Source organism: Pseudorhodobacter turbinis (genome assembly GCF_005234135.1).
Lineage (GTDB): Bacteria > Pseudomonadota > Alphaproteobacteria > Rhodobacterales > Rhodobacteraceae > Pseudorhodobacter > Pseudorhodobacter turbinis.
In genome coordinates, this window is sequence record NZ_CP039964.1 from 2,358,834 (window position 1) to 2,376,067 (window position 17,234).

Genomic DNA, 17,234 nt, shown 5'->3' on the forward strand with positions numbered 1-17,234 from the left:
TAATCCTTGGCGGGGGGCATGGCAATGCGCCAAAACGGCGAAAGGCGGGGATTGCCCCCGCCTCGCGTGATTGTCAGATATCTATTGCCTCAAGTCTTAGCGACCTGGGCATTACATATTGGGGTAGTTCGGGCCGTCGCCACCCTGCGGGGTGGTCCAGTTGATATTCTGGCTCGGGTCTTTGATGTCGCAGGTTTTGCAATGAACGCAGTTCTGGAAGTTGATCACAAAACGCGGGTCCTTGCCGTCCTCGGTCACCACCTCATAAACACCCGCCGGGCAGTAACGCTGTGCCGGTTCGGCATATTCGGGCAGGTTGACGGCAATCGGGATCGACGGGTCCTTAAGCTTGAGGTGGACGGGCTGCGATTCCTCGTGGTTGGTGAAGGAAAACGCCACATTGGTCAGCCGGTCGAACGACAAAACCCCATCGGGTTTCGGATAGGCGATCGGCGCGAAATCCTTGGCCTTGCCGGTCGCCGCCGCATCGGTTTTGCCGTGGGAAAGCGTGCCGAACAGCGGGAAGCCCATCGTGTTCGTCCACATATCCAAGCCCCCGCCCATCAATGAGGCGACAAGCCCGAACTTCGACCACAACGGCTTGACGTTGCGCACTTTTTTCAGGTCGGCACCGATTGCACCACCGCGCACATCGTCCTCATAGGCGGTCAGCTCGTCACTGGCGCGGCCTGCACCGATTGCGGCAAAGGCGGCCTCGGCTGCGGCCTTGCCCGACAGCATGGCGTTATGGTTGCCCTTGATGCGCGGCACGTTGACCATACCCACCGAACAGCCCAGCATTGCCACGCCGGGCGCGACCATCTTGGGCATCGACTGCCAGCCACCCTCAGAGATCGCCCGCGCGCCATAAGCCACGCGTTTGCCACCCTTCAGCAGTTCGGCAACCATGGGGTGATGCTTGAAGCGCTGGAATTCCATGTAGGGGTACAGATGCGGGTTCCGGTAGTTCAGGTGCACGACGAAGCCGACGTAAACCTGATTGCCCTCGATGTGATAGATAAACGAGCCACCGCCCGCATTGCTGCCCAAAGGCCAGCCCATCGTATGGGTGACGGTGCCCAGCTTGTGCTTGGCAGGGTCAATCTCCCAGATCTCTTTCATGCCAAGGCCGAATTTCTGCGGCTCCTTGCCTTTGGAGAGGTCGTATTTCGCAATCACCTCTTTGGCCAATGACCCGCGCACGCCCTCGGACAGGAACACATATTTGCCGTGCAGCTCCATCCCCGGTTCATAGTTCGGGCCGGGGGTGCCATCGGCAGACAGCCCCATTTCGCCGGCCACAACGCCCTTAACCTCACCCTTGTCGCCATAGACCAGTTCGGAGCACGACATGCCGGGGAAAACCTCAACGCCCAGCCCTTCGGCAACCTCGGCCATCCAGCGGCAGACATTGCCCATAGAGACGATGAAATTACCGTGGTTGTTCATCAAAGGCGGCATTGGCCAGTTCGGGATGCGAACCTGCCCGCCTTCGCCCAGCATGTAGAAATTATCCTCGGCAACGGGCGTTTTGATCGGGGACCCCATGTTGCGCCAATCGGGAAGCAGCGCGTCCAGCCCGCTGGGGTCCAAAACCGCGCCCGACAAGATATGCGCGCCAACCTCGGACCCTTTTTCCAACACAACCACATTCAGATCAGCATCAAGCTGTTTGAGGCGGATTGCCGCTGACAGGCCGGCAGGGCCAGCCCCCACGATTACAACATCATATTCCATCGCTTCGCGCTCAATCTCGGCCATGTGGCTTATCCCCTCGCTTCAATTCTGGCGCATCCCTGCGCTGATCCGACATTTTCTTTCGTGAATGGCTATCGCAGCCGGACCGTGGTTTCAATCATAACTGCATCAAATCGTCGCAAAGTCATACAGGAAGCGGCGAAGCATTGCGCAAGCCCTGCCATAATGCTTGCATTTGCCGCACGGCTGCTGTTGGGTAGCGATTAGAAACCCGAAACAAGGTCATGGCCCGCAACGGCTGTGACTTTCTTGCTTTTATGAGTAGGCCAATGGAAAAAATTCCGATGACACGCGCGGGCTATACCGCGTTGGACGAAGAGTTGAAGCAGTTGAAGTCAGTGGAACGTCCTGCCGTGATCCGCGCGATTTCGGAAGCACGCGAGCATGGCGATCTGTCGGAAAACGCCGAATACCACGCCGCCCGTGAAAAGCAGAGCTTTATCGAGGGCCGCGTAAAAGAGCTGGCAGCGATTCTGTCGCTTGCCGATGTGATTGACCCGTCAAAGTTTACGGGTACGATCAAATTCGGCGCCACCGTGACGCTGGTCGATGAAGACACCGATGAAGAGCGCACCTACCAGATTGTGGGTGAGCCGGAGGCAGATCTGGAAAAAGGTTTGCTCAACATCCGCTCGCCTTTGGCCCGCGCCTTGATTGGCAAGGATGAGGGCGACACCGCAGAGGTGAAAACCCCCGGCGGTCAGCGCAGCTATGAAGTGATTGCGATCAAATATATCTAGGATCTGGCAAAGCGAGAGAAACCGATGACCGGACAGCCAAACCCCATGCCTGCGACAGATCATCCCGGCCCTGCGCCATTTGAAAAACTGGCGGCAGGTTTGGCCGTGATCTGGGTAATTACGGTTGTCGCGCAGGTTAGCCTTGCGCCCGAAAGCATGCTGACGGGGCCGCTGTCATTCTTGATGATGATTTTGGTGGCGCTTTTGCCGCTTGCGTTGCTTTGGGGTATCGTGATCACGGCGCGCACCATCCGCAGCTTGCGCGCCGAGGCGGGACAGCTACGCATTGCGGTCGATCAGATGCAGCACGCCTATGAAGGCAGGCCGCAAGATCCGAACGCCAAACCGATGTTGGAAAAGAAGCTCGATGAAATCGCCGCCGCGCAGCGCAAGACCGAAAGCGCGCTGGCGATGTTCACATCGCGCCGCGATACCGCGCTGACGGTGCCATCGGCCGATCGTAAGGCCGCATTGACCATGCCGGTCAAGGTGCAGGGTGATGAGCAGGCGGCGCTGGCACTTGGCACCCCCGCCGAGGATCTGCGCGCACCGCTTTCGGTGGGTGATTTTGTGCGCGCCCTGCATTTCCCCGAAAGCGCCGAGGATAAGGCCGGTTTCCGCGCACTGCGCTTGGCGCTGGAGGATCGCAAAACCTCCCGTCTTATCCGTGCCGCGCAGGATGTTCTGACCCTGCTAAGCCAAGAGGGCATCTATATGGATGACCTCAAACCAGAGCGTTGCCGCCCCGAGGTTTGGCGCCGCTTTGCCAGTGGTGAGCGGGGCCGCGAAATTGCCTCTCTCGGGGGGATCAGGGACCGCAGCAGCCTTGCGCTTTCATCGGCCCGTATGCGTGAAGATCCGATATTTCGTGACGCGGCACATCATTTTCTGCGCAGTTTTGACAAGACATTTGCAGAATTCGAACAAAACGCCACGGATTCCGAATTGGCTGATCTGGCAGAAACCCGCACCGCCCGCGCCTTCATGCTGTTGGGGCGTGTGACGGGCACCTTTGACTAGGCCTATACCTGTTTGATCATCGAGGTGGACGCAGCAAAGCCGAAGATATAGCGCAGCGGGCCAAGCTGGTCCGTCTGTTCGGCCACAAAGCCGAACCGCTCATAAAGAGCGCGCGCGCGGGGGTTGCGGTCGATCACATCCAGCCGCACAGCCGGATAGTTTTGCGCGCGTGCCTTATCGCAAATCGCGATCAACAGTTGGGTGCCAATCCCTTGGCCTCGTGCAGCGGTCACCACGCAAATCCCATCCAGCAAGAATCGCTCATTCTCGACATCGCGTTCCAATAGGGACATCAGGCCCATCCGCCAAAACGCACCGAAAAGGCCGTAAACGGCGCGCATTTCTGCCGCACCACCGCCCGCAAATGATGCGATATGGGATTTGAACGCGACAAGCCCCAGCAATGCACCGCTTTGCGAAAGGGCGCAAATGGCATGATCCGCGCGCATTGATTTCAACAGGAATGCGATTGCCTTATGCCGTGGCCCCATGACCCGCCCAAGCTTGCTGCCGAAGGCATCCCAATATAACTCCGCGGCCTGATCACGCAAATGGTCCGGCAGGCCGTGGCAGAGGGTCACACTCATTTCAGGCGGGGATCACCGGCTTGCACCAATAGGACGCCGTGATTATCGTTGGTGTCGGTATCGGTATAGGTGCGGCTTTTTACGCCCGGAAGCTTGCCAAAATCCTTCATCAGGTTCTTTGGATACCATGTGTTTGGCATCCTCTCAAACCCCGGAACACCGCGCAGAATGGACGAGATCGCAACCGTGCATTGCGCCTTTGGCACTGCGCCATATTCCATGGCGCGCCGCATCGCAATTTCGGCTACCTGAGGCGACACGATGATGGTTTGTTCAACAACATCATAGGTTTCGCGGGCGTGGTAGTCGATGTAGTAATCCACCATAAGTGGTGTCATGCCAAAATGCACATCGTTGCGCTCGGGCAGGTTAGGGTGGTGCCATGTGCCGGCGGGATCAAACATCACCCGCTGCGATCCGTTGATCAACAAGCCCGCATGCGCGCCGGAACCGTCCCGCGTTGCCAGCACCGTAAATAGCGTGATGGAGGGCGGGCCACCGTGGACATAGCGCGCCTGCGCCACCGCCTCATCCGAGGCCCATTTCGGCTCTGCGGTTCCGCAAGCGGCAACAAACAGCACAGCAAGAAGACTGAGTAGAATACGGCGCATGTTCACCCCTTTGGGCGCAACATCCGCGCGCCGCATCGTTTGTTTTTACGATCAGCCGTTGGCCAGCGCCAAAAAGATAAGCACACCGATAGAGATACCGGCCCCCCAAGAGACCAACCGCAAAAAGCCGTCAAAGGTTTTTTCCTGAACCTTGGTGTCCATGCTGCCGTGTTTGTATTCGCTCATTGCTGACTCTCCCTAACATAATCTTGCTTTGGCTTTAGCCCAATATTCCCACGCTGTCACGGGGGGATGGAGGGCTAATTGTCGGATGTTTCTTCGTCTTCGCCCAAATCCTGCGCCAGACGAAAGCCGATGCGGCGGGCGGGTTCTTCCTCGGGCGTCTTTTTGGAAATGGCGCGCAAGGCGACGTTAAGCTGGGCGACATTCTGGATAAGCTGCATCCGCGTGCCGGTCTCATCAGCGCCGTAAAAGGTGATGATGTCGGGGTCGAAATAGCCCAACCCTTCGATACGCAACACCCCGGCAGAGCTGCCGGTAAAGCCCATCGCCACCTCGTGGTCCTTATCGAGCTGTTCCTCGAAGTTCTTGAGGTAAAGGATAACCCGCTCATAGGCCCATTCAGCAGGGCTTTTGTCGCCCACGGGCTTTTTCGCCACGGCTTTTGGCAGGGGCAGCTGTTCCGGCGTTGCGCGGGCCTTGTCGTCACAATGGACAACGCGGGCGCGTGGCATTGCGCTGGCTTCCATCGCTTCGGCAGCGGTCATAATTTCTTCAGTCATTCATCACCCATTGCCAAGCTCCATCTTCCCCCATCGTCCGGGAAACCTCTCCGCGATGCAAGAGGTGGTTGAGGTGTGCGACGGCCTCTACCAATGCCATGCCATAAGCATCACCGGTAATTTCACGTTTAAACACAGGCAAGAAACATTGCGCCGCTGTGTGGGGTGCTGTGAGGTGTTTGCGCAAACGATTGAGTGCGCCGATGTGGTTTTCCACCATTTGGTGCAGGCGCAGGGGCAAGCCGGTAAAGGGCAGTTTGTGACCGGGCAGCACCATGTGGCTGTGGCGTGCCATCGGCTGGAACCGTGCGCAGCTGGTCAGCCATTCGGCCAAAGGGTCGGCGTCCGGCTCGGTCGGGTAGACGCCGATATTGGCGGATATTGACGGCAGAAGCTGATCACCGCCAAGTATCAGATGATCGTCCAGTGACCAAAAAGTTGCATGTTCAGGCGCGTGGCCATCGCCCGTATGGATGCGCCAGCGCCGACCACCAAGGGTAATTTCCTGGCCCTCTTGCAGGCGGGTAAAGCCGACGGGCAGGGGGGCCACTACATCCGAAAAGTTGAAGGGCCGTTCCTTTTCGCGCTGTGCCAAAAGGGCAGGGGGCATGCCCGACGCGCGCCAAAACGCAAGCTGCTCGGGCAGGGGAGCGGCCTGTTCGTCAAGGCAAAGCATCCGCGCATAAAGCCATGAGGTGCGGGTCGTCAGCAGCTCGGCGCCTTGGGCCTGAAACCAGCCTGCAAGCCCGACATGGTCGGGGTGGTAATGGGTCACCACGATGCGCTTTACGGGTTTGCCCGCCAGCGGACCGGCAAGCAGACGCGTCCAGATCCCACGGGCGCGTTTGCTGTCAAAGCCAGTGTCGATGACGGTCCAGCCGTCGCCCTCATCCAGTGCAAAGACATTCACATGATCCAGCGCCATCGGCAAAGGCAGGCGCATCCAAAGTACACCCTCGGCAACCTCCAGCGCCTCGCCCTCTGCTGGTGGCACCTCGAACGGATAGCGGATGCCGCCGGTCATGACATTCATGCCAACAGATCCGCATCCGACAGGGCATAAAGCTCCTCTGCCCCAAGGGAGACTTGCGCCAGAAGGGCCTTATGCTGCGGCAACAGCCGTTTGATCGCGACCCGCGCCAATGCGGTGCGCGGCCCGTCCTTGCCTTCGGCCATCGCGGCGCAAAGGTGGTAATGGCTGCCCAAAACCCGGGCAAAGGCCTGTTGATAGGCTACAGCACCGGCAAAGCGGTCGTTCATCTCTTGGGAGATCAGGCCTTCGGTGGCCTCGCGCAGGCTTTCGGCCGCATCCCAGACGGCGGTGGCCATATTGGGGTATTGCGCGCGCACGCCGTGGGCGTTGGTCTCGATTTCCTCGATCAGGCGAAAGGCGGCCTCGCCCTTGTCCATCATTTTGCGGCCCACCAGATCCATCGCCTGAATGCCGTTGGTGCCCTCATAAATCGCCGTGACGCGCACATCGCGCAGATACTGCGCCGCGCCGGTTTCCTCGATAAAGCCCATGCCGCCATGGACTTGAATGCCCATATCGGCCACGGCGATGCCGGTATCGGTGCCGAAGGCCTTGGTGATCGGGGTCAGTAGGGCCGCGCGGGCCTTCCATTCGGGGGATCCGGTTGCCTTGGCCATATCAATCGCCACGGCACAGGCCAATGCAATAGCACGGGCGGAAAACACCTCGGCCTTCATCGTGGTCAGCATCCGGCGCACATCAGCATGGCCCGAAATGGCGTCATTGCCCGCCGTTGGCGTTTTGCCCTGCTTGCGTTCCATCGCATAGGCGAGCGCATGTTGATACGCACCCTCGGCCACGGAAATGCCTTGCACCCCCACGCCCAAACGCGCGTTGTTCATCATCGTGAACATCGCCGCCATACCTTTATGCGGTTCCCCGATTAGCCAGCCGGTCGCGCCGTCATATTGCATGATGGCAGTGGGTGATCCGTGCAGGCCCATTTTGTGTTCCAGACTGACCACGGACAGGCTGTTGGTCGCGCCGGCGTTGCCTTGGGCATCGGGAATGAATTTCGGAACCAGAAACAGGCTGATCCCCTTGGTGCCCTCTGCACCACCCGGTAGCCGTGCCAGCACAAGATGGCAGATGTTTTCGGCAAAATCGTTGTCGCCCCAGCTGATGTAGATCTTTTGCCCCGTGACCGCATAGGTGCCGTCGCCATTGGGTTCGGCCTTGCTGCGCAATGCACCGACATCCGATCCGGCCTGCGCCTCTGTCAGGTTCATGGTGCCGCACCATTCGCCGGAAATCAGCTTGGGGATATAAAGCGCCTTGATCTCATCGCTGGCGTGATGCTCCAGCGCCTCGATCTGGCCTTGGGTCATCAGGGGGTTCAACTGCAACGACAGACAGGCGGAGCCCATCATCTCATTCACCGCGGTGGTCAGTGTCATCGGCAGGCCCATGCCGCCAAATTCGGGGTTGGCCGCGATGCTGACCCAGCCGCCATCCACAATCGCGCGGTAGCCTTCGGCAAAACCTGGCGACGTGCGCACCACACCGCTTTCCAGCTTGGCAGGGTGCAGGTCGCCGGCGCGCTGCAAGGGGGCCAGCACGGTTTGCGCCAGTTTTGCCGCCTCGGACAGGATGGCCTCTACGGTGTCAGGGCTTGCATCGGCATAGGTCTGGGTGGCGGCAACCTGATCGAAGCCGACGATATGATCCAGCAAGAACCGATATTCGGTCAAGGGGGCGTTGTAGGGCATCAAACTCTCCTGCGGCAATGGTCCGGTCTGGCTTGGCAAAAGAGTATTGCACAAGTATGTCGGGTCAAGTCCCGATTTAACCGCGCCACCCGCGCCGACAAGGTCAACGCTACGTCACCATGCAAATAACAACCCAAAGTTTTGGCACAACAGCTGACGACATCGCCGCCGCCGCCGGAATTTTGCGGGCGGGCGGGTTGGTCGGCTTTGCGACGGAAACGGTTTATGGATTGGGAGGGGATGCGCGCAATGATCGCGCCGTCGCCCGCATATTCGAGGCCAAGGGCAGGCCGCATTTTAACCCGTTGATCGTGCATCTGCCCGATTGGCAAAGCGCGCAAGCCTATGCGGTGTTTTCCGATCAGGCCAAGGCAATAGCGGCGGAGTTCTGGCCCGGCCCGTTGACGCTGGTGCTGCCCTTGGTGGAAGGGTCCGGTCTGTCGCCCTTGGTGACGGCGGGACTGGACAGCGTGGCGATCCGCGTGCCGGCACATCCCGTTGCCTGTGCCTTGTTGCGCGCTTTTGGTGGGCCGCTTGCCGCGCCTTCGGCCAACCCTTCGGGGCGGGTGTCGCCGACCCGTGCGGCGCATGTCATGGCGGGATTGTCGGGTAGGATCGAGGCGGTTCTGGATGCAGGCGCCTGTGCTGTGGGCGTGGAAAGCACGATTCTGGGGCTGGTGGACGGACCCGTTCTGCTGCGCCCCGGTGGCCTTGCTGCCGAGGCGTTGGAGGCGGCTTTGGGCACCCCTTTGACCACGGGCGGCAATGCGCATAAACCCAGCGCGCCGGGGCAGCTGGCATCGCATTACGCCCCCGAGGCCGCTGTGCGGCTGAATGTGACCACCCCCGCCAAAGACGAGCTTTGGGTTGGGTTTGGCCCGCAATGTGCGGGGGCACAGATGTCGCTTTCCCCCTCGGGGGATCTGGTTGAGGCGGCGGCAAACCTGTTTCACATCTTGCGAGAGGCCGACAGCCGCGCAGGCGGTAGCATCGCTTTTGCGCCGGTGCCAGAGGTCGGTCTTGGGCGCGCGATCAATGACAGGTTGCGGCGGGCGGCAGCGCCTCGCCCTTAGGTATGGTTGACGTTACGGGACAAGGATTGGGCCTTTTTTCAAGGCTCAAACTGGGATACTACGTCTTATTGCAGATTATTGCCACTCTGCCGAAACAAGTTCTTTTTCGCTTCTTAAAAGGTTTTGTTATGTGGCATAGCGTTTTTGTGAGCGGGACTTAAAAGGCCAGAACCGGCCGTAAATAAGAAAAGGGACAGAATATGATCCAGGAATTCAAAGATTTCATCGCCAAAGGCAACGTGATGGATATGGCCGTCGGCATCATTATCGGCGCGGCGTTCACGGCAATCGTTTCGTCGCTGGTCGGCGATCTGATCAATCCGATCATTGGCCTTGTGATTGGCGGGATTGATTTCTCGAACATGTATGTGGTGCTGGGCGGCGAAGTCGCGCCGGGAACCGGTCTGGAAGCGGCTCGTGAAAGCGGCGCTGCTGTGTTTGCCTATGGGTCCTTCATCATGGCAATCATCAACTTCCTAATCATCGCTTTTGTGGTGTTCATGCTGGTGAAAATGGTCAACCGCGTGAAAGATGCGGCTGTTAAGGAAGAAGAGGCTGTACCCGGTGCGCCCGCAGGCCCGACCCAAGAAGAGCTGTTGTCGGACATCCGCGATTTGCTGCGCAGCCGCGCCTAAGATTGTGATCTGAGACGGGCGGCCCGGCGGGAAAACCCGGCGGGCCGTTTTGTTTTGTCAGAGGTCCAGCGCCTCTGCGCCCGTGATGGAGGGCAGGCCCAAAGCCTCGCCCACGGCCGGATAGGTGATATGCCCTTGATGGGTGTTCAGCCCCGCCAGCAAATGCGGGTCCTGCCTGCAGGCCTCTTTCCAGCCCTTATCCGCAAGTGCCAGCATGAAGGGCATTGTCGCATTGCCCAAGGCAAGCGTTGCCGTGCGCGCCACAGCCCCCGGCATATTGGCCACGCAGTAATGTATAATGCCGTCCACCTCATAGATCGGGTCTTGGTGGGTGGTGGCATGTGAGGTCTCGAAACATCCGCCCTGATCAATTGCCACATCGACCAGCACCGCGCCGGGCTTCATGCTGGCAAGCTGCGCACGGCTGACCAGCTTGGGCGCTGCCGCCCCCGGTACCAGCACCGCCCCGATGACAATATCAGCGGTTTTCAACAGCTCTGCGGTATTCGCGGCCGAGGCATATTGCGTCATCAAACGCCCCTGCCAGAGATCGTCCAGCCAGCTAAGCCGGGGCAGTGATTTATCCAGCACGGTCACATTGGCCCCCATGCCAATCGCCACCCGCGCCGCCGCAGTGCCAACCACCCCGCCGCCGATAACCACGACATTGCCCGGCAAAACCCCCGGAACTCCGCCCAACAAAATCCCGCGCCCGCCATTGGCCTTTTGCAAGGCCCAAGCGCCCACTTGTGGCGCAAGCCTGCCCGCCACCTCTGACATCGGTGCCAGCAGGGGCAGGCCGCCGCGGGCGTCGGTCACGGTTTCATAGGCAATCGCGGTCACGCCGGATTTTAGCAAGTCCTCGGTCTGCGGGCGGTCGGGGGCAAGATGCAGATAGGTGAACAACACTTGGCCCTTGCGCAGGCGGGCGCGTTCTACGGCTTGTGGTTCCTTTACCTTCACGATCATTTCCGCGTTGGAAAAGACCTCTGCGGCACTGGTGGCGATGGTGGCCCCTGCCGCGATATAATCGGCATCGGTGAAACCCGCGCCCGTGCCGGCATCGGTTTCCACCATGACCTGATGGCCATGTGCGATTGCCTCTCGCACGGCGGCGGGTGTTAGTCCGACACGGTACTCTTGCGGTTTAATTTCCTTTGGACAGCCGATTTGCATGCCAGATCTCCCTTTGATGTATGGGGAGTATTGCGCGGGACGGAGTTAAATTCCATGCTTTCCGGCAGGGGCTGGTCGATTTATCCTTAGCCGCGCAGGGCCTTCGGTTTGCGGAAATGGCGGATCACAGCGACCAGCGTAATTGTGGCATAGGCCAAATCCAGCAGCACCAGCAGCAACCAAAACCGCGTGACCATCAGCCCCACAACCACCGCCGCCGCCAGCAAGACCACAACCTGCCATTCGCGCTTTACCCGGATCGCCTTGGAGGACAGCGTCGGAACCTTGCTGATCATCAGCCAAGCAACCAGTACGATCCAGATGCCGAACACTTCCGGGTAGCTGCGGGCATCCAGAACGTTTTGCTGTGTCAGGAACAGCGGAAACAGCGCCAGCATCGCACCGGCCGGCGCAGGGACGCCGACGAAATGCGGCTTGCCCACGGGTGGCGTTTCATCGCGCGAAACGTTGAACCGTGCCAGCCGCAAACAGGCGCAACACACATAGATCAACACAAACATCCAGCCGGTCACGAAATCGCGGCTGAGGGCGAATTGAAATACCAAAATGCCGGGGGCAACGCCAAAGCATAGGAAATCGGACAGGCTGTCCAACTCTCCGCCAATATCGCTTGCCGCATTCAGTCGCCGTGCCAGCAAGCCGTCCAGTCCGTCGATCACCGCGGCAAAGATTATAAGCGCTGCGGCAATGTCATAACGCCCCACCAGCACATAGCGGATAGAGGTAAGCCCCGCACAAAGCCCCAGAATTGTCACCATATTGGGCAACAATAGGATCAGAGACAGGCTCTCGCGTTTGTGCAGTGGCTCTTTCATTATCGTGTCCGTCCTGTGCGCGCAGGCTCGGCCGAGGTGATATCAGCCAAGACAGTTTCCCCCGCGACCATGGTTTGCCCCAAAGAGACCAGCGGCTGCACCCCTTCGGGCAAATAGACATCCAGACGGGAGCCAAAGCGGATCATGCCGAAACGCTCGCCAGTTTGCAGGCGCGCGCCCTCGGGGACCTCGCAAACAATCCGCCTAGCTACCAACCCTGCGATTTGCACCACTGCCAGATCGCGCCCGTCCTCCATGCGCACAACCAGCGAATTACGCTCATTATCCACGCTGGCTTTATCAAGCGAGGCATTGAGGAACTTACCGGGCCGGTAGGAAATTTTGGTGATCTCGCCGGCAATCGGCAGGCGGTTCACATGGCAGTTGAAAACATTCATAAAGACCGACACCCGCATCATCGCATCCGGGCCCAGCCCCAGCTCCTCTGGCGGGACGGCGGGTTCCAGCAGGGAAATCACGCCATCGGCGGGGCTGATGATCAGGCCTTCGCGTTCGGGCGTCACACGCATCGGGTCGCGGAAAAAGTAATAGCACCAAACCGTAAGGCCAACCCCGATCCAGCCAAGCGGCTCCCACACGAAAAACAGGACCAGCGCCACAACGGCAAAGATCGGGATAAAGCGCCAGCCCTCACGGTGAATCGGCTTGATAACGGTGGACATCATACTTGCGGACATAGAAGGGGCAGCCTTTGTGAATGCAGAAGTAACCATAAGGTTTTACACAAAACCGGGGCCGAAACAATGGCGCGCGGTTGCCCAAAGAAAAACCCCCCGGCTTGCGCAAGGGGGTTGATCAACAAAGCGGGTTGCCCCGCCAGAATTCGCTAACGTCGAAGTCGGGTTTTACAACCCGTTCTCGCGCTGGAGCTTCTTACGTGCGAGCTTGCGCGCACGTCGGATAGCTTCTGCTTGCTCACGGGCTTTTTTGACGGAGGGTTTCTCGAAATGCTGCTTGAGCTTCATTTCGCGGAACACGCCTTCGCGCTGGAGCTTTTTCTTGAGGGCCCGAAGGGCCTGTTCGACGTTATTGTCGCGGACGCTGACCTGCATGTGGTTTTCACCACCTTTCTAGGTTAAATTTGCACGGATGTGCAGGCTTGGGTCGTATAACGATGCAAAATGGGCTTGTCTACTATTGCAACGGTCGGAGGCACGGATGACAGAGGCGCAAACCACGAAAAACCCTGATGACAACGGGGTAGAGCGGGCAAAACAGGCGATTTTGGACGCGGCCCTCGCGCATGTGCCGTTTGACGGCTGGTCCGAAACCACGTTTTGCGCGGCCATTGCTGATTCGGATGTGGCCGAGGGATTGGCGCGTGCGCTGTTCCCGCGCGGCGGAATTGATCTTGCGCTGGCCTTTCACTGGCAGGGAGATGCCGAAATGTTGGCGCGGCTGGCGGCGATGGACCTGACGCAGCATCGCTATTCCGACCGCGTGGCGCTTGCGGTGCGCACCAGGCTGGAGCTGGTAGAGGACAAAGAACTGGTGCGTCGTGGCACCACGCTGTTTGCCTTGCCGCAAAACGCGACCGAAGGGGCCAAGGCGATCTGGGGCACCTCGGATGCGATCTGGCGCGCGTTGGGCGATAGCAGCACGGATTTCAACTGGTACAGCAAACGCGCCACCCTTTCGGGGGTTTACGCATCGACGGTGCTGTTCTGGTTGGGGGACGACAGCCTTGACCACAGCGCCACGTGGGAATTCCTTGACCGGCGTATCGGCAATGTCATGCAGATTGAAAAGATGAAAGCGGGGCTGCGCGATAACCCCATGTCCAAATTCTTGAAATCGGGGCCATTTTCCGGCGTTGTGAATGCTATGGAAAGGTTCAAGATGCCCGATGCGCCAAAAGCATCTGATGATCTTCCGGGCAAGTTCCGGTCCTAAGAAATCCCGACCCTGAATAAGAAGTGAGGTGATATGAACGTTCCCGACGCGATGCTAGCGATTGAAATTACGCAAGCAGGGGGGCCCGATGTGCTTGCCCCCTGTTCTGTTCCTGTGCCGCTGCCGGGGCATGGGCAGATCTTGATCCGTGTGGCCTATGCCGGTGTGAACCGCCCCGATGCATTGCAGCGTTCAGGGGCCTATAACCCGCCGCCCAATGCCTCGCCTCTGCCGGGGTTGGAGGCATCGGGCCATGTGGCGGCTGTCGGATCGGGCGTGACGCGCTGGAAGGTGGGGGATGCGGTTTGCGCCCTGCTGCCCGGCGGCGGCTATGCCGAATACGCGCTGACGGCGGCCGATCACGCCCTGCCAATCCCCGAGGGCATGTCCCTGCGGGAGGCTGCTTGCCTGCCCGAGACCTGCTTTACCGTTTGGTCAAACATGGTCATGCGCGGCGGCTTGAAAGCGGGAGAGCGGTTCCTTGTACATGGCGGCACCTCGGGCATCGGCACCACCGCGATCCAGATCGCCAAGGCACTGGGCGCGCGGGTCTTCGCCACCGCCGGATCGGACAAGAAATGCTCTATTTGTACGGAATTGGGGGCAGAGCAGGCGATTAACTACCAAGAAGGTGATTTCGCCGCCGCGATGAAATCGGTCGGCGGTGCTGATCTGATCCTTGATATGGTTGGCGGTCCTTATTTGCCGCGCAATGTTCGCAGCCTTGCCGATGACGGTCGCCTTGTGCAGATCGCCTTCCTGTCCGGCGCGAAGGTGGAGCTTAACTTTGCCGAGGTGATGATGCGCCGCCTTACGATCACCGGCTCCACGCTGCGTCCGCAATCCGACCTTGCCAAGGCCCGGATCGCGGCAAAGGTGGAACAGCACGTCTGGCCCATGATTGCCCGGGGTGCCTTCAAGCCGGTGATGGACAGCGAGTATCCGCTTGATCAGGCCCCCGCGGCCCATTGGCGGATTGAAGCGCCCGGCCATATTGGCAAAATCGTTTTGAAAGTAGCGCCTTAGCGCAGTTCTTGGCCGTGCCTCAGGAGGCGCGGCCAATGCATTAGCGTACCGAGCTTAAAACCGCGTCTTTCAAGGTGCAGTCGCGGATGGTATCCGTGCCACAACGGCGCGGCTCCAAATCTTTGGTTAGGCACAGGCGGACTTCTTGGATCATCCCCGCGCGGCAGGTCACGGTGATCATGTCCTTTTCCAATGCGGGATTGGCGGCAAGAAACGCCTCCTCGATAACGGCGGCGGGCACTTCCAAGGTCTTGTTGATCTTGGCAAAGACATCCGGTTCTTGCACCGAATTGAACGCCTTGCGCGCGGTTGCGAAATAATCCGTCGCCGAAAGCCCCGCGCAACGCCCGTGCTTTTTCCACTGATACCACGCAAGTCCGGCCCCGCCCATGATATCGGCCATTTCGGCTGATTGGCCCCGCGAAGGGTCCTGTGCCGTGGTCCGGCAATACGACGGCCAGCCGCTTTCATATTGCGGCCAAAGCCCGTGCAAGGTGAAGGTCAGACCTTTTCCGGGCAGGCATTGATCCTCGCCGCGGGCATCGCCTTGCAAGGCACACCAATTCGATGACCAGCTTAGCGCCATCACATAATAGTCGAAATCTCCGGCTTTTTCGCCATCCGCCCGTGCCATGCCCCCCGAAAAAGCCATCACAATACCAATCAACGCTGCAAAAACACGCATTTTCTCTTTCCTCTGACTGCATGGCCTATTATACGCACTATGACTTCCCCGAAAACGAGAAGACGCGCGGCCTCGGCCCGCAGCCGTTTTCTCGGCATGGGAGGGAATTGTAAAGGAGTGTTGCAATGAACAAGCCACTGATGTCCAAAGCAACCGCCGTGTGGCTGGTGGACAACACGACCCTGACCTTCAAACAGGTTGCGGATTTTTGCGGATTGCACGAGCTTGAAGTGCAAGGCATTGCCGATGGCGATGTGGCCATTGGCGTCAAAGGATTTGATCCCGTTGGCAACAACCAGTTGGAGCCGGGCGAGATTGAAAAGGGGCAGGCCGATGCGGCTTACCGCCTGAAACTGAAATTCAACGCCTCGGCTGTTGGTGAGGAAAAGCGTCGCGGTCCGCGTTATACGCCGCTGTCCAAACGGCAGGACCGTCCGGCCTCTATCTTGTGGCTGGTGAAGTTTCATCCCGAGCTGACCGACGGCCAAGTGGGCAAGCTGGTCGGCACCACCAAGCCGACGATCCAGGCGATCCGCGAGCGGACGCATTGGAACATCAACAACATCACGCCGATTGATCCGGTGGCGCTTGGCCTGTGCAAACAGACCGAACTTGATGCGGCTGTTCAGGTTGCCGTGCGCAAAAAAGCTGCTGAAGGCAGCGTTATGACCGATGACGAGCGTCGCAAGCTGGTCTCGACCGAGCAATCGCTCGGCATGCCGGATGAGCCGAAAATGCCTTCCTCGATGGCGGGGCTTGAAAACTTCTCCATGTCGGAGAAGGAAGAAAAGAAAACGGATTATTCCGATGCCGACAGCTTCTTCAACCTTCCCGATGCGGATGACGCCGAGGATGATGACGAGAATAAATAAGGGCCTTAGATCCTTGGAAAAGCACCCTTCGGGGTGCTTTTTTTTATGCGCTTTGCAAAATGGCCTCGGCCCAAGGTCGGACATTTGCCTGACGGTTACGGGCCACCGGAACGTCGTGTCCATTGTGTAGGTCCAGCCGCCAGCCGCTTCGATGACGGTGCAAAGCTGCCAAAGCCTCTGCTGCGATCCAATGGCTGCGATGCACCTGCATTCCGCAATTTTCGGGCAGCTGGGCAATGGCATCCACCAACCTTCCGCGCGCCAAAAGCGATTGCCCGTCCCGCAGGTGGATGGCGACATAATGTTCCTCTGCTTTCAGATGCCAGATGTCATCTGCCTTTAGCCGGTTGCCCAAGATTTCCAGCCACGCGGGGCATTCGACCGGTTCCTCGGGCGTTGCGGTTGATGGTTCGGCTGGTGGTTGGGCAGCAATGGGAAGGGCCACCATGCCGGTATCGCGCACGATGGCCTTGAGCAGAAAACTTGCCAGAAAGATCTCGCCCAGGGTGGTGAAAACAGTGTTGAACGCCAGCAGCTGCAGCCACTCCAACGGACCAAGAAAATGCCCGCCCGCCAGTGAACTTATGCTGACGCCCCAGACCGACGCTATGAGCACCGCGATAATAATCACCGGCAAGGTCCGCCGAAAGATCCGCCATTGGTTGGATTGCAAAAATAGTACAACCAGTACCGCCAGAAACACAATTACACTGCTTACAATGATCAGTTTCCGGACGATGACGTCTTCGGGCATGAACGGATCATAGGGCCGCAGAATAAAAATGATTGCTGTCATGCCCAATGCCTGGGCAATAA

General features: G+C 59.1%; 20 protein-coding genes. 7 read left to right on the plus strand and 13 right to left on the minus strand.

Annotation, left to right across the window (positions count from 1 at the left end; all coding sequences use genetic code 11):
* Window positions 1–111: 111 nt before the first annotated feature.
* Window positions 112–1,761: an electron transfer flavoprotein-ubiquinone oxidoreductase gene (locus tag EOK75_RS11285; protein WP_137194048.1), complete on the minus strand. Its 1,650-nt coding sequence runs from the start codon at window positions 1,759–1,761 to the stop codon at window positions 112–114.
* A 266-nt stretch (window positions 1,762–2,027) separates the two neighbouring features.
* Between EOK75_RS11285 and greA the strand changes: the two genes are divergently transcribed.
* Together greA and EOK75_RS11295 are read left to right on the plus strand one after the other, a co-directional pair.
* Entirely contained in the window at window positions 2,028–2,498 is a 471-nt protein-coding gene (greA, locus tag EOK75_RS11290; protein ID WP_168199214.1) for a transcription elongation factor GreA, read from the plus strand.
* A 24-nt stretch (window positions 2,499–2,522) separates the two neighbouring features.
* On the plus strand, window positions 2,523–3,518 hold the full coding sequence (locus EOK75_RS11295) for a hypothetical protein (protein ID WP_137194049.1): 996 nt from the start codon (window positions 2,523–2,525) through the stop codon (window positions 3,516–3,518).
* A 2-nt stretch (window positions 3,519–3,520) separates the two neighbouring features.
* On the opposite strand, the gene EOK75_RS11300 is transcribed toward EOK75_RS11295, so the two are convergent.
* The 6 genes from EOK75_RS11300 to EOK75_RS11325 all read right to left on the minus strand — a co-directional run bounded on the left by EOK75_RS11300 (window position 3,521) and on the right by EOK75_RS11325 (window position 8,201).
* Window positions 3,521–4,105 (minus strand): GNAT family N-acetyltransferase, encoded by a 585-nt coding sequence (locus EOK75_RS11300; RefSeq protein ID WP_137194050.1) that lies wholly within the window; start codon window positions 4,103–4,105, stop codon window positions 3,521–3,523.
* Entirely contained in the window at window positions 4,102–4,716 is a 615-nt protein-coding gene (locus tag EOK75_RS11305; RefSeq protein ID WP_137194380.1) for a hypothetical protein, read from the minus strand. The genes EOK75_RS11300 and EOK75_RS11305 overlap by 4 nt, the downstream gene beginning before the upstream one ends.
* A 51-nt stretch (window positions 4,717–4,767) precedes the next feature.
* On the minus strand, window positions 4,768–4,902 hold the full coding sequence (locus EOK75_RS11310; protein WP_137194051.1) for an aa3-type cytochrome c oxidase subunit IV: 135 nt from the start codon (window positions 4,900–4,902) through the stop codon (window positions 4,768–4,770).
* A gap of 74 nt (window positions 4,903–4,976) precedes the next feature.
* A complete protein-coding gene (locus EOK75_RS11315; protein WP_137194052.1) occupies window positions 4,977–5,459 on the minus strand; it encodes a DUF6173 family protein in 483 nt (160 codons plus the stop codon).
* Window positions 5,452–6,483, minus strand: a complete 1,032-nt coding sequence (locus EOK75_RS11320) for an MBL fold metallo-hydrolase (RefSeq protein ID WP_137194381.1) — start codon at window positions 6,481–6,483, stop codon at window positions 5,452–5,454. Before EOK75_RS11320 ends, EOK75_RS11315 begins: the two co-directional genes overlap by 8 nt.
* Window positions 6,484–6,488: 5 nt before the next feature.
* Window positions 6,489–8,201, minus strand: a complete 1,713-nt coding sequence (locus EOK75_RS11325; RefSeq protein WP_137194053.1) for an acyl-CoA dehydrogenase — start codon at window positions 8,199–8,201, stop codon at window positions 6,489–6,491.
* A 119-nt stretch (window positions 8,202–8,320) separates the two neighbouring features.
* On the opposite strand from EOK75_RS11325, the gene EOK75_RS11330 reads away from it, so the two are divergent.
* Together EOK75_RS11330 and mscL are read left to right on the plus strand one after the other, a co-directional pair.
* Window positions 8,321–9,274, plus strand: coding sequence for an L-threonylcarbamoyladenylate synthase (locus tag EOK75_RS11330; RefSeq protein WP_137194054.1), 954 nt, complete (start codon window positions 8,321–8,323; stop codon window positions 9,272–9,274).
* 200 nt (window positions 9,275–9,474) lie between these two features.
* Window positions 9,475–9,909, plus strand: coding sequence for a large conductance mechanosensitive channel protein MscL (gene mscL / locus EOK75_RS11335; protein ID WP_137194055.1), 435 nt, complete (start codon window positions 9,475–9,477; stop codon window positions 9,907–9,909).
* Between the two features lie 57 nt (window positions 9,910–9,966).
* Here mscL and ald read toward each other — a convergent pair whose 3' ends face one another.
* The 4 genes from ald to rpsU all read right to left on the minus strand — a co-directional run bounded on the left by ald (window position 9,967) and on the right by rpsU (window position 12,994).
* Window positions 9,967–11,085, minus strand: a complete 1,119-nt coding sequence (gene ald, locus EOK75_RS11340) for an alanine dehydrogenase (protein ID WP_137194056.1) — start codon at window positions 11,083–11,085, stop codon at window positions 9,967–9,969.
* 86 nt (window positions 11,086–11,171) lie between these two features.
* Window positions 11,172–11,921 (minus strand): CDP-diacylglycerol--serine O-phosphatidyltransferase, encoded by a 750-nt coding sequence (gene pssA / locus EOK75_RS11345; RefSeq protein WP_240793966.1) that lies wholly within the window; start codon window positions 11,919–11,921, stop codon window positions 11,172–11,174.
* Window positions 11,921–12,655, minus strand: a complete 735-nt coding sequence (locus EOK75_RS11350; RefSeq protein WP_276612514.1) for a phosphatidylserine decarboxylase — start codon at window positions 12,653–12,655, stop codon at window positions 11,921–11,923. The genes pssA and EOK75_RS11350 overlap by 1 nt, the downstream gene beginning before the upstream one ends.
* A 132-nt stretch (window positions 12,656–12,787) precedes the next feature.
* Complete coding sequence (gene rpsU / locus EOK75_RS11355) at window positions 12,788–12,994, minus strand: 30S ribosomal protein S21 (protein ID WP_050523985.1); 207 nt, start codon at window positions 12,992–12,994, stop codon at window positions 12,788–12,790.
* A 106-nt stretch (window positions 12,995–13,100) separates the two neighbouring features.
* On the opposite strand from rpsU, the gene EOK75_RS11360 reads away from it, so the two are divergent.
* Both EOK75_RS11360 and EOK75_RS11365 read left to right on the plus strand, forming a co-directional pair.
* Window positions 13,101–13,835 carry a COQ9 family protein gene (locus EOK75_RS11360; protein ID WP_137194058.1) on the plus strand — a complete coding sequence of 245 codons (735 nt, stop codon included), beginning with the start codon at window positions 13,101–13,103 and terminating at the stop codon, window positions 13,833–13,835.
* 33 nt (window positions 13,836–13,868) lie between these two features.
* Window positions 13,869–14,861: an NAD(P)H-quinone oxidoreductase gene (locus EOK75_RS11365; RefSeq protein WP_137194059.1), complete on the plus strand. Its 993-nt coding sequence runs from the start codon at window positions 13,869–13,871 to the stop codon at window positions 14,859–14,861.
* Window positions 14,862–14,901: 40 nt separating this feature from the next.
* Here EOK75_RS11365 and EOK75_RS11370 read toward each other — a convergent pair whose 3' ends face one another.
* Window positions 14,902–15,546 carry a ribonuclease T2 family protein gene (locus EOK75_RS11370; RefSeq protein ID WP_137194060.1) on the minus strand — a complete coding sequence of 215 codons (645 nt, stop codon included), beginning with the start codon at window positions 15,544–15,546 and terminating at the stop codon, window positions 14,902–14,904.
* Between the two features lie 125 nt (window positions 15,547–15,671).
* On the opposite strand from EOK75_RS11370, the gene EOK75_RS11375 reads away from it, so the two are divergent.
* Window positions 15,672–16,418, plus strand: coding sequence for a DUF1013 domain-containing protein (locus tag EOK75_RS11375; RefSeq protein ID WP_137194061.1), 747 nt, complete (start codon window positions 15,672–15,674; stop codon window positions 16,416–16,418).
* Between the two features lie 43 nt (window positions 16,419–16,461).
* Here the strand turns inward: EOK75_RS11375 and EOK75_RS11380 are convergent, their stop codons facing one another.
* The gene (locus EOK75_RS11380; protein WP_168199215.1) at window positions 16,462–17,214 is read right to left on the minus strand and encodes a LytTR family DNA-binding domain-containing protein; all 753 of its coding nucleotides are present in this window, start codon (window positions 17,212–17,214) and stop codon (window positions 16,462–16,464) included.
* Window positions 17,215–17,234: the final 20 nt, after the last annotated feature.

Excerpts from the sequence above, each read along its gene's own strand:
- EOK75_RS11285 (WP_137194048.1), bottom strand. The coding sequence starts at position 1,761 with ATGGCCGAGATTGAGCGCGAAGCGATGGAATATGATGTTGTAATCGTG.
- greA (WP_168199214.1), top strand. The coding sequence starts at position 2,028 with ATGGAAAAAATTCCGATGACACGCGCGGGCTATACCGCGTTGGACGAA.
- EOK75_RS11295 (WP_137194049.1), top strand. The coding sequence starts at position 2,523 with ATGACCGGACAGCCAAACCCCATGCCTGCGACAGATCATCCCGGCCCT.
- EOK75_RS11300 (WP_137194050.1), bottom strand. The coding sequence starts at position 4,105 with ATGAGTGTGACCCTCTGCCACGGCCTGCCGGACCATTTGCGTGATCAG.
- EOK75_RS11305 (WP_137194380.1), bottom strand. The coding sequence starts at position 4,716 with ATGCGCCGTATTCTACTCAGTCTTCTTGCTGTGCTGTTTGTTGCCGCT.
- EOK75_RS11310 (WP_137194051.1), bottom strand. The coding sequence starts at position 4,902 with ATGAGCGAATACAAACACGGCAGCATGGACACCAAGGTTCAGGAAAAA.
- EOK75_RS11315 (WP_137194052.1), bottom strand. The coding sequence starts at position 5,459 with ATGACTGAAGAAATTATGACCGCTGCCGAAGCGATGGAAGCCAGCGCA.
- EOK75_RS11320 (WP_137194381.1), bottom strand. The coding sequence starts at position 6,483 with ATGACCGGCGGCATCCGCTATCCGTTCGAGGTGCCACCAGCAGAGGGC.
- EOK75_RS11325 (WP_137194053.1), bottom strand. The coding sequence starts at position 8,201 with ATGCCCTACAACGCCCCCTTGACCGAATATCGGTTCTTGCTGGATCAT.
- EOK75_RS11330 (WP_137194054.1), top strand. The coding sequence starts at position 8,321 with ATGCAAATAACAACCCAAAGTTTTGGCACAACAGCTGACGACATCGCC.
- mscL (WP_137194055.1), top strand. The coding sequence starts at position 9,475 with ATGATCCAGGAATTCAAAGATTTCATCGCCAAAGGCAACGTGATGGAT.
- ald (WP_137194056.1), bottom strand. The coding sequence starts at position 11,085 with ATGCAAATCGGCTGTCCAAAGGAAATTAAACCGCAAGAGTACCGTGTC.
- pssA (WP_240793966.1), bottom strand. The coding sequence starts at position 11,921 with ATGAAAGAGCCACTGCACAAACGCGAGAGCCTGTCTCTGATCCTATTG.
- EOK75_RS11350 (WP_276612514.1), bottom strand. The coding sequence starts at position 12,655 with ATGGTTACTTCTGCATTCACAAAGGCTGCCCCTTCTATGTCCGCAAGT.
- rpsU (WP_050523985.1), bottom strand. The coding sequence starts at position 12,994 with ATGCAGGTCAGCGTCCGCGACAATAACGTCGAACAGGCCCTTCGGGCC.
- EOK75_RS11360 (WP_137194058.1), top strand. The coding sequence starts at position 13,101 with ATGACAGAGGCGCAAACCACGAAAAACCCTGATGACAACGGGGTAGAG.
- EOK75_RS11365 (WP_137194059.1), top strand. The coding sequence starts at position 13,869 with ATGAACGTTCCCGACGCGATGCTAGCGATTGAAATTACGCAAGCAGGG.
- EOK75_RS11370 (WP_137194060.1), bottom strand. The coding sequence starts at position 15,546 with ATGCGTGTTTTTGCAGCGTTGATTGGTATTGTGATGGCTTTTTCGGGG.
- EOK75_RS11375 (WP_137194061.1), top strand. The coding sequence starts at position 15,672 with ATGAACAAGCCACTGATGTCCAAAGCAACCGCCGTGTGGCTGGTGGAC.
- EOK75_RS11380 (WP_168199215.1), bottom strand. The coding sequence starts at position 17,214 with ATGACAGCAATCATTTTTATTCTGCGGCCCTATGATCCGTTCATGCCC.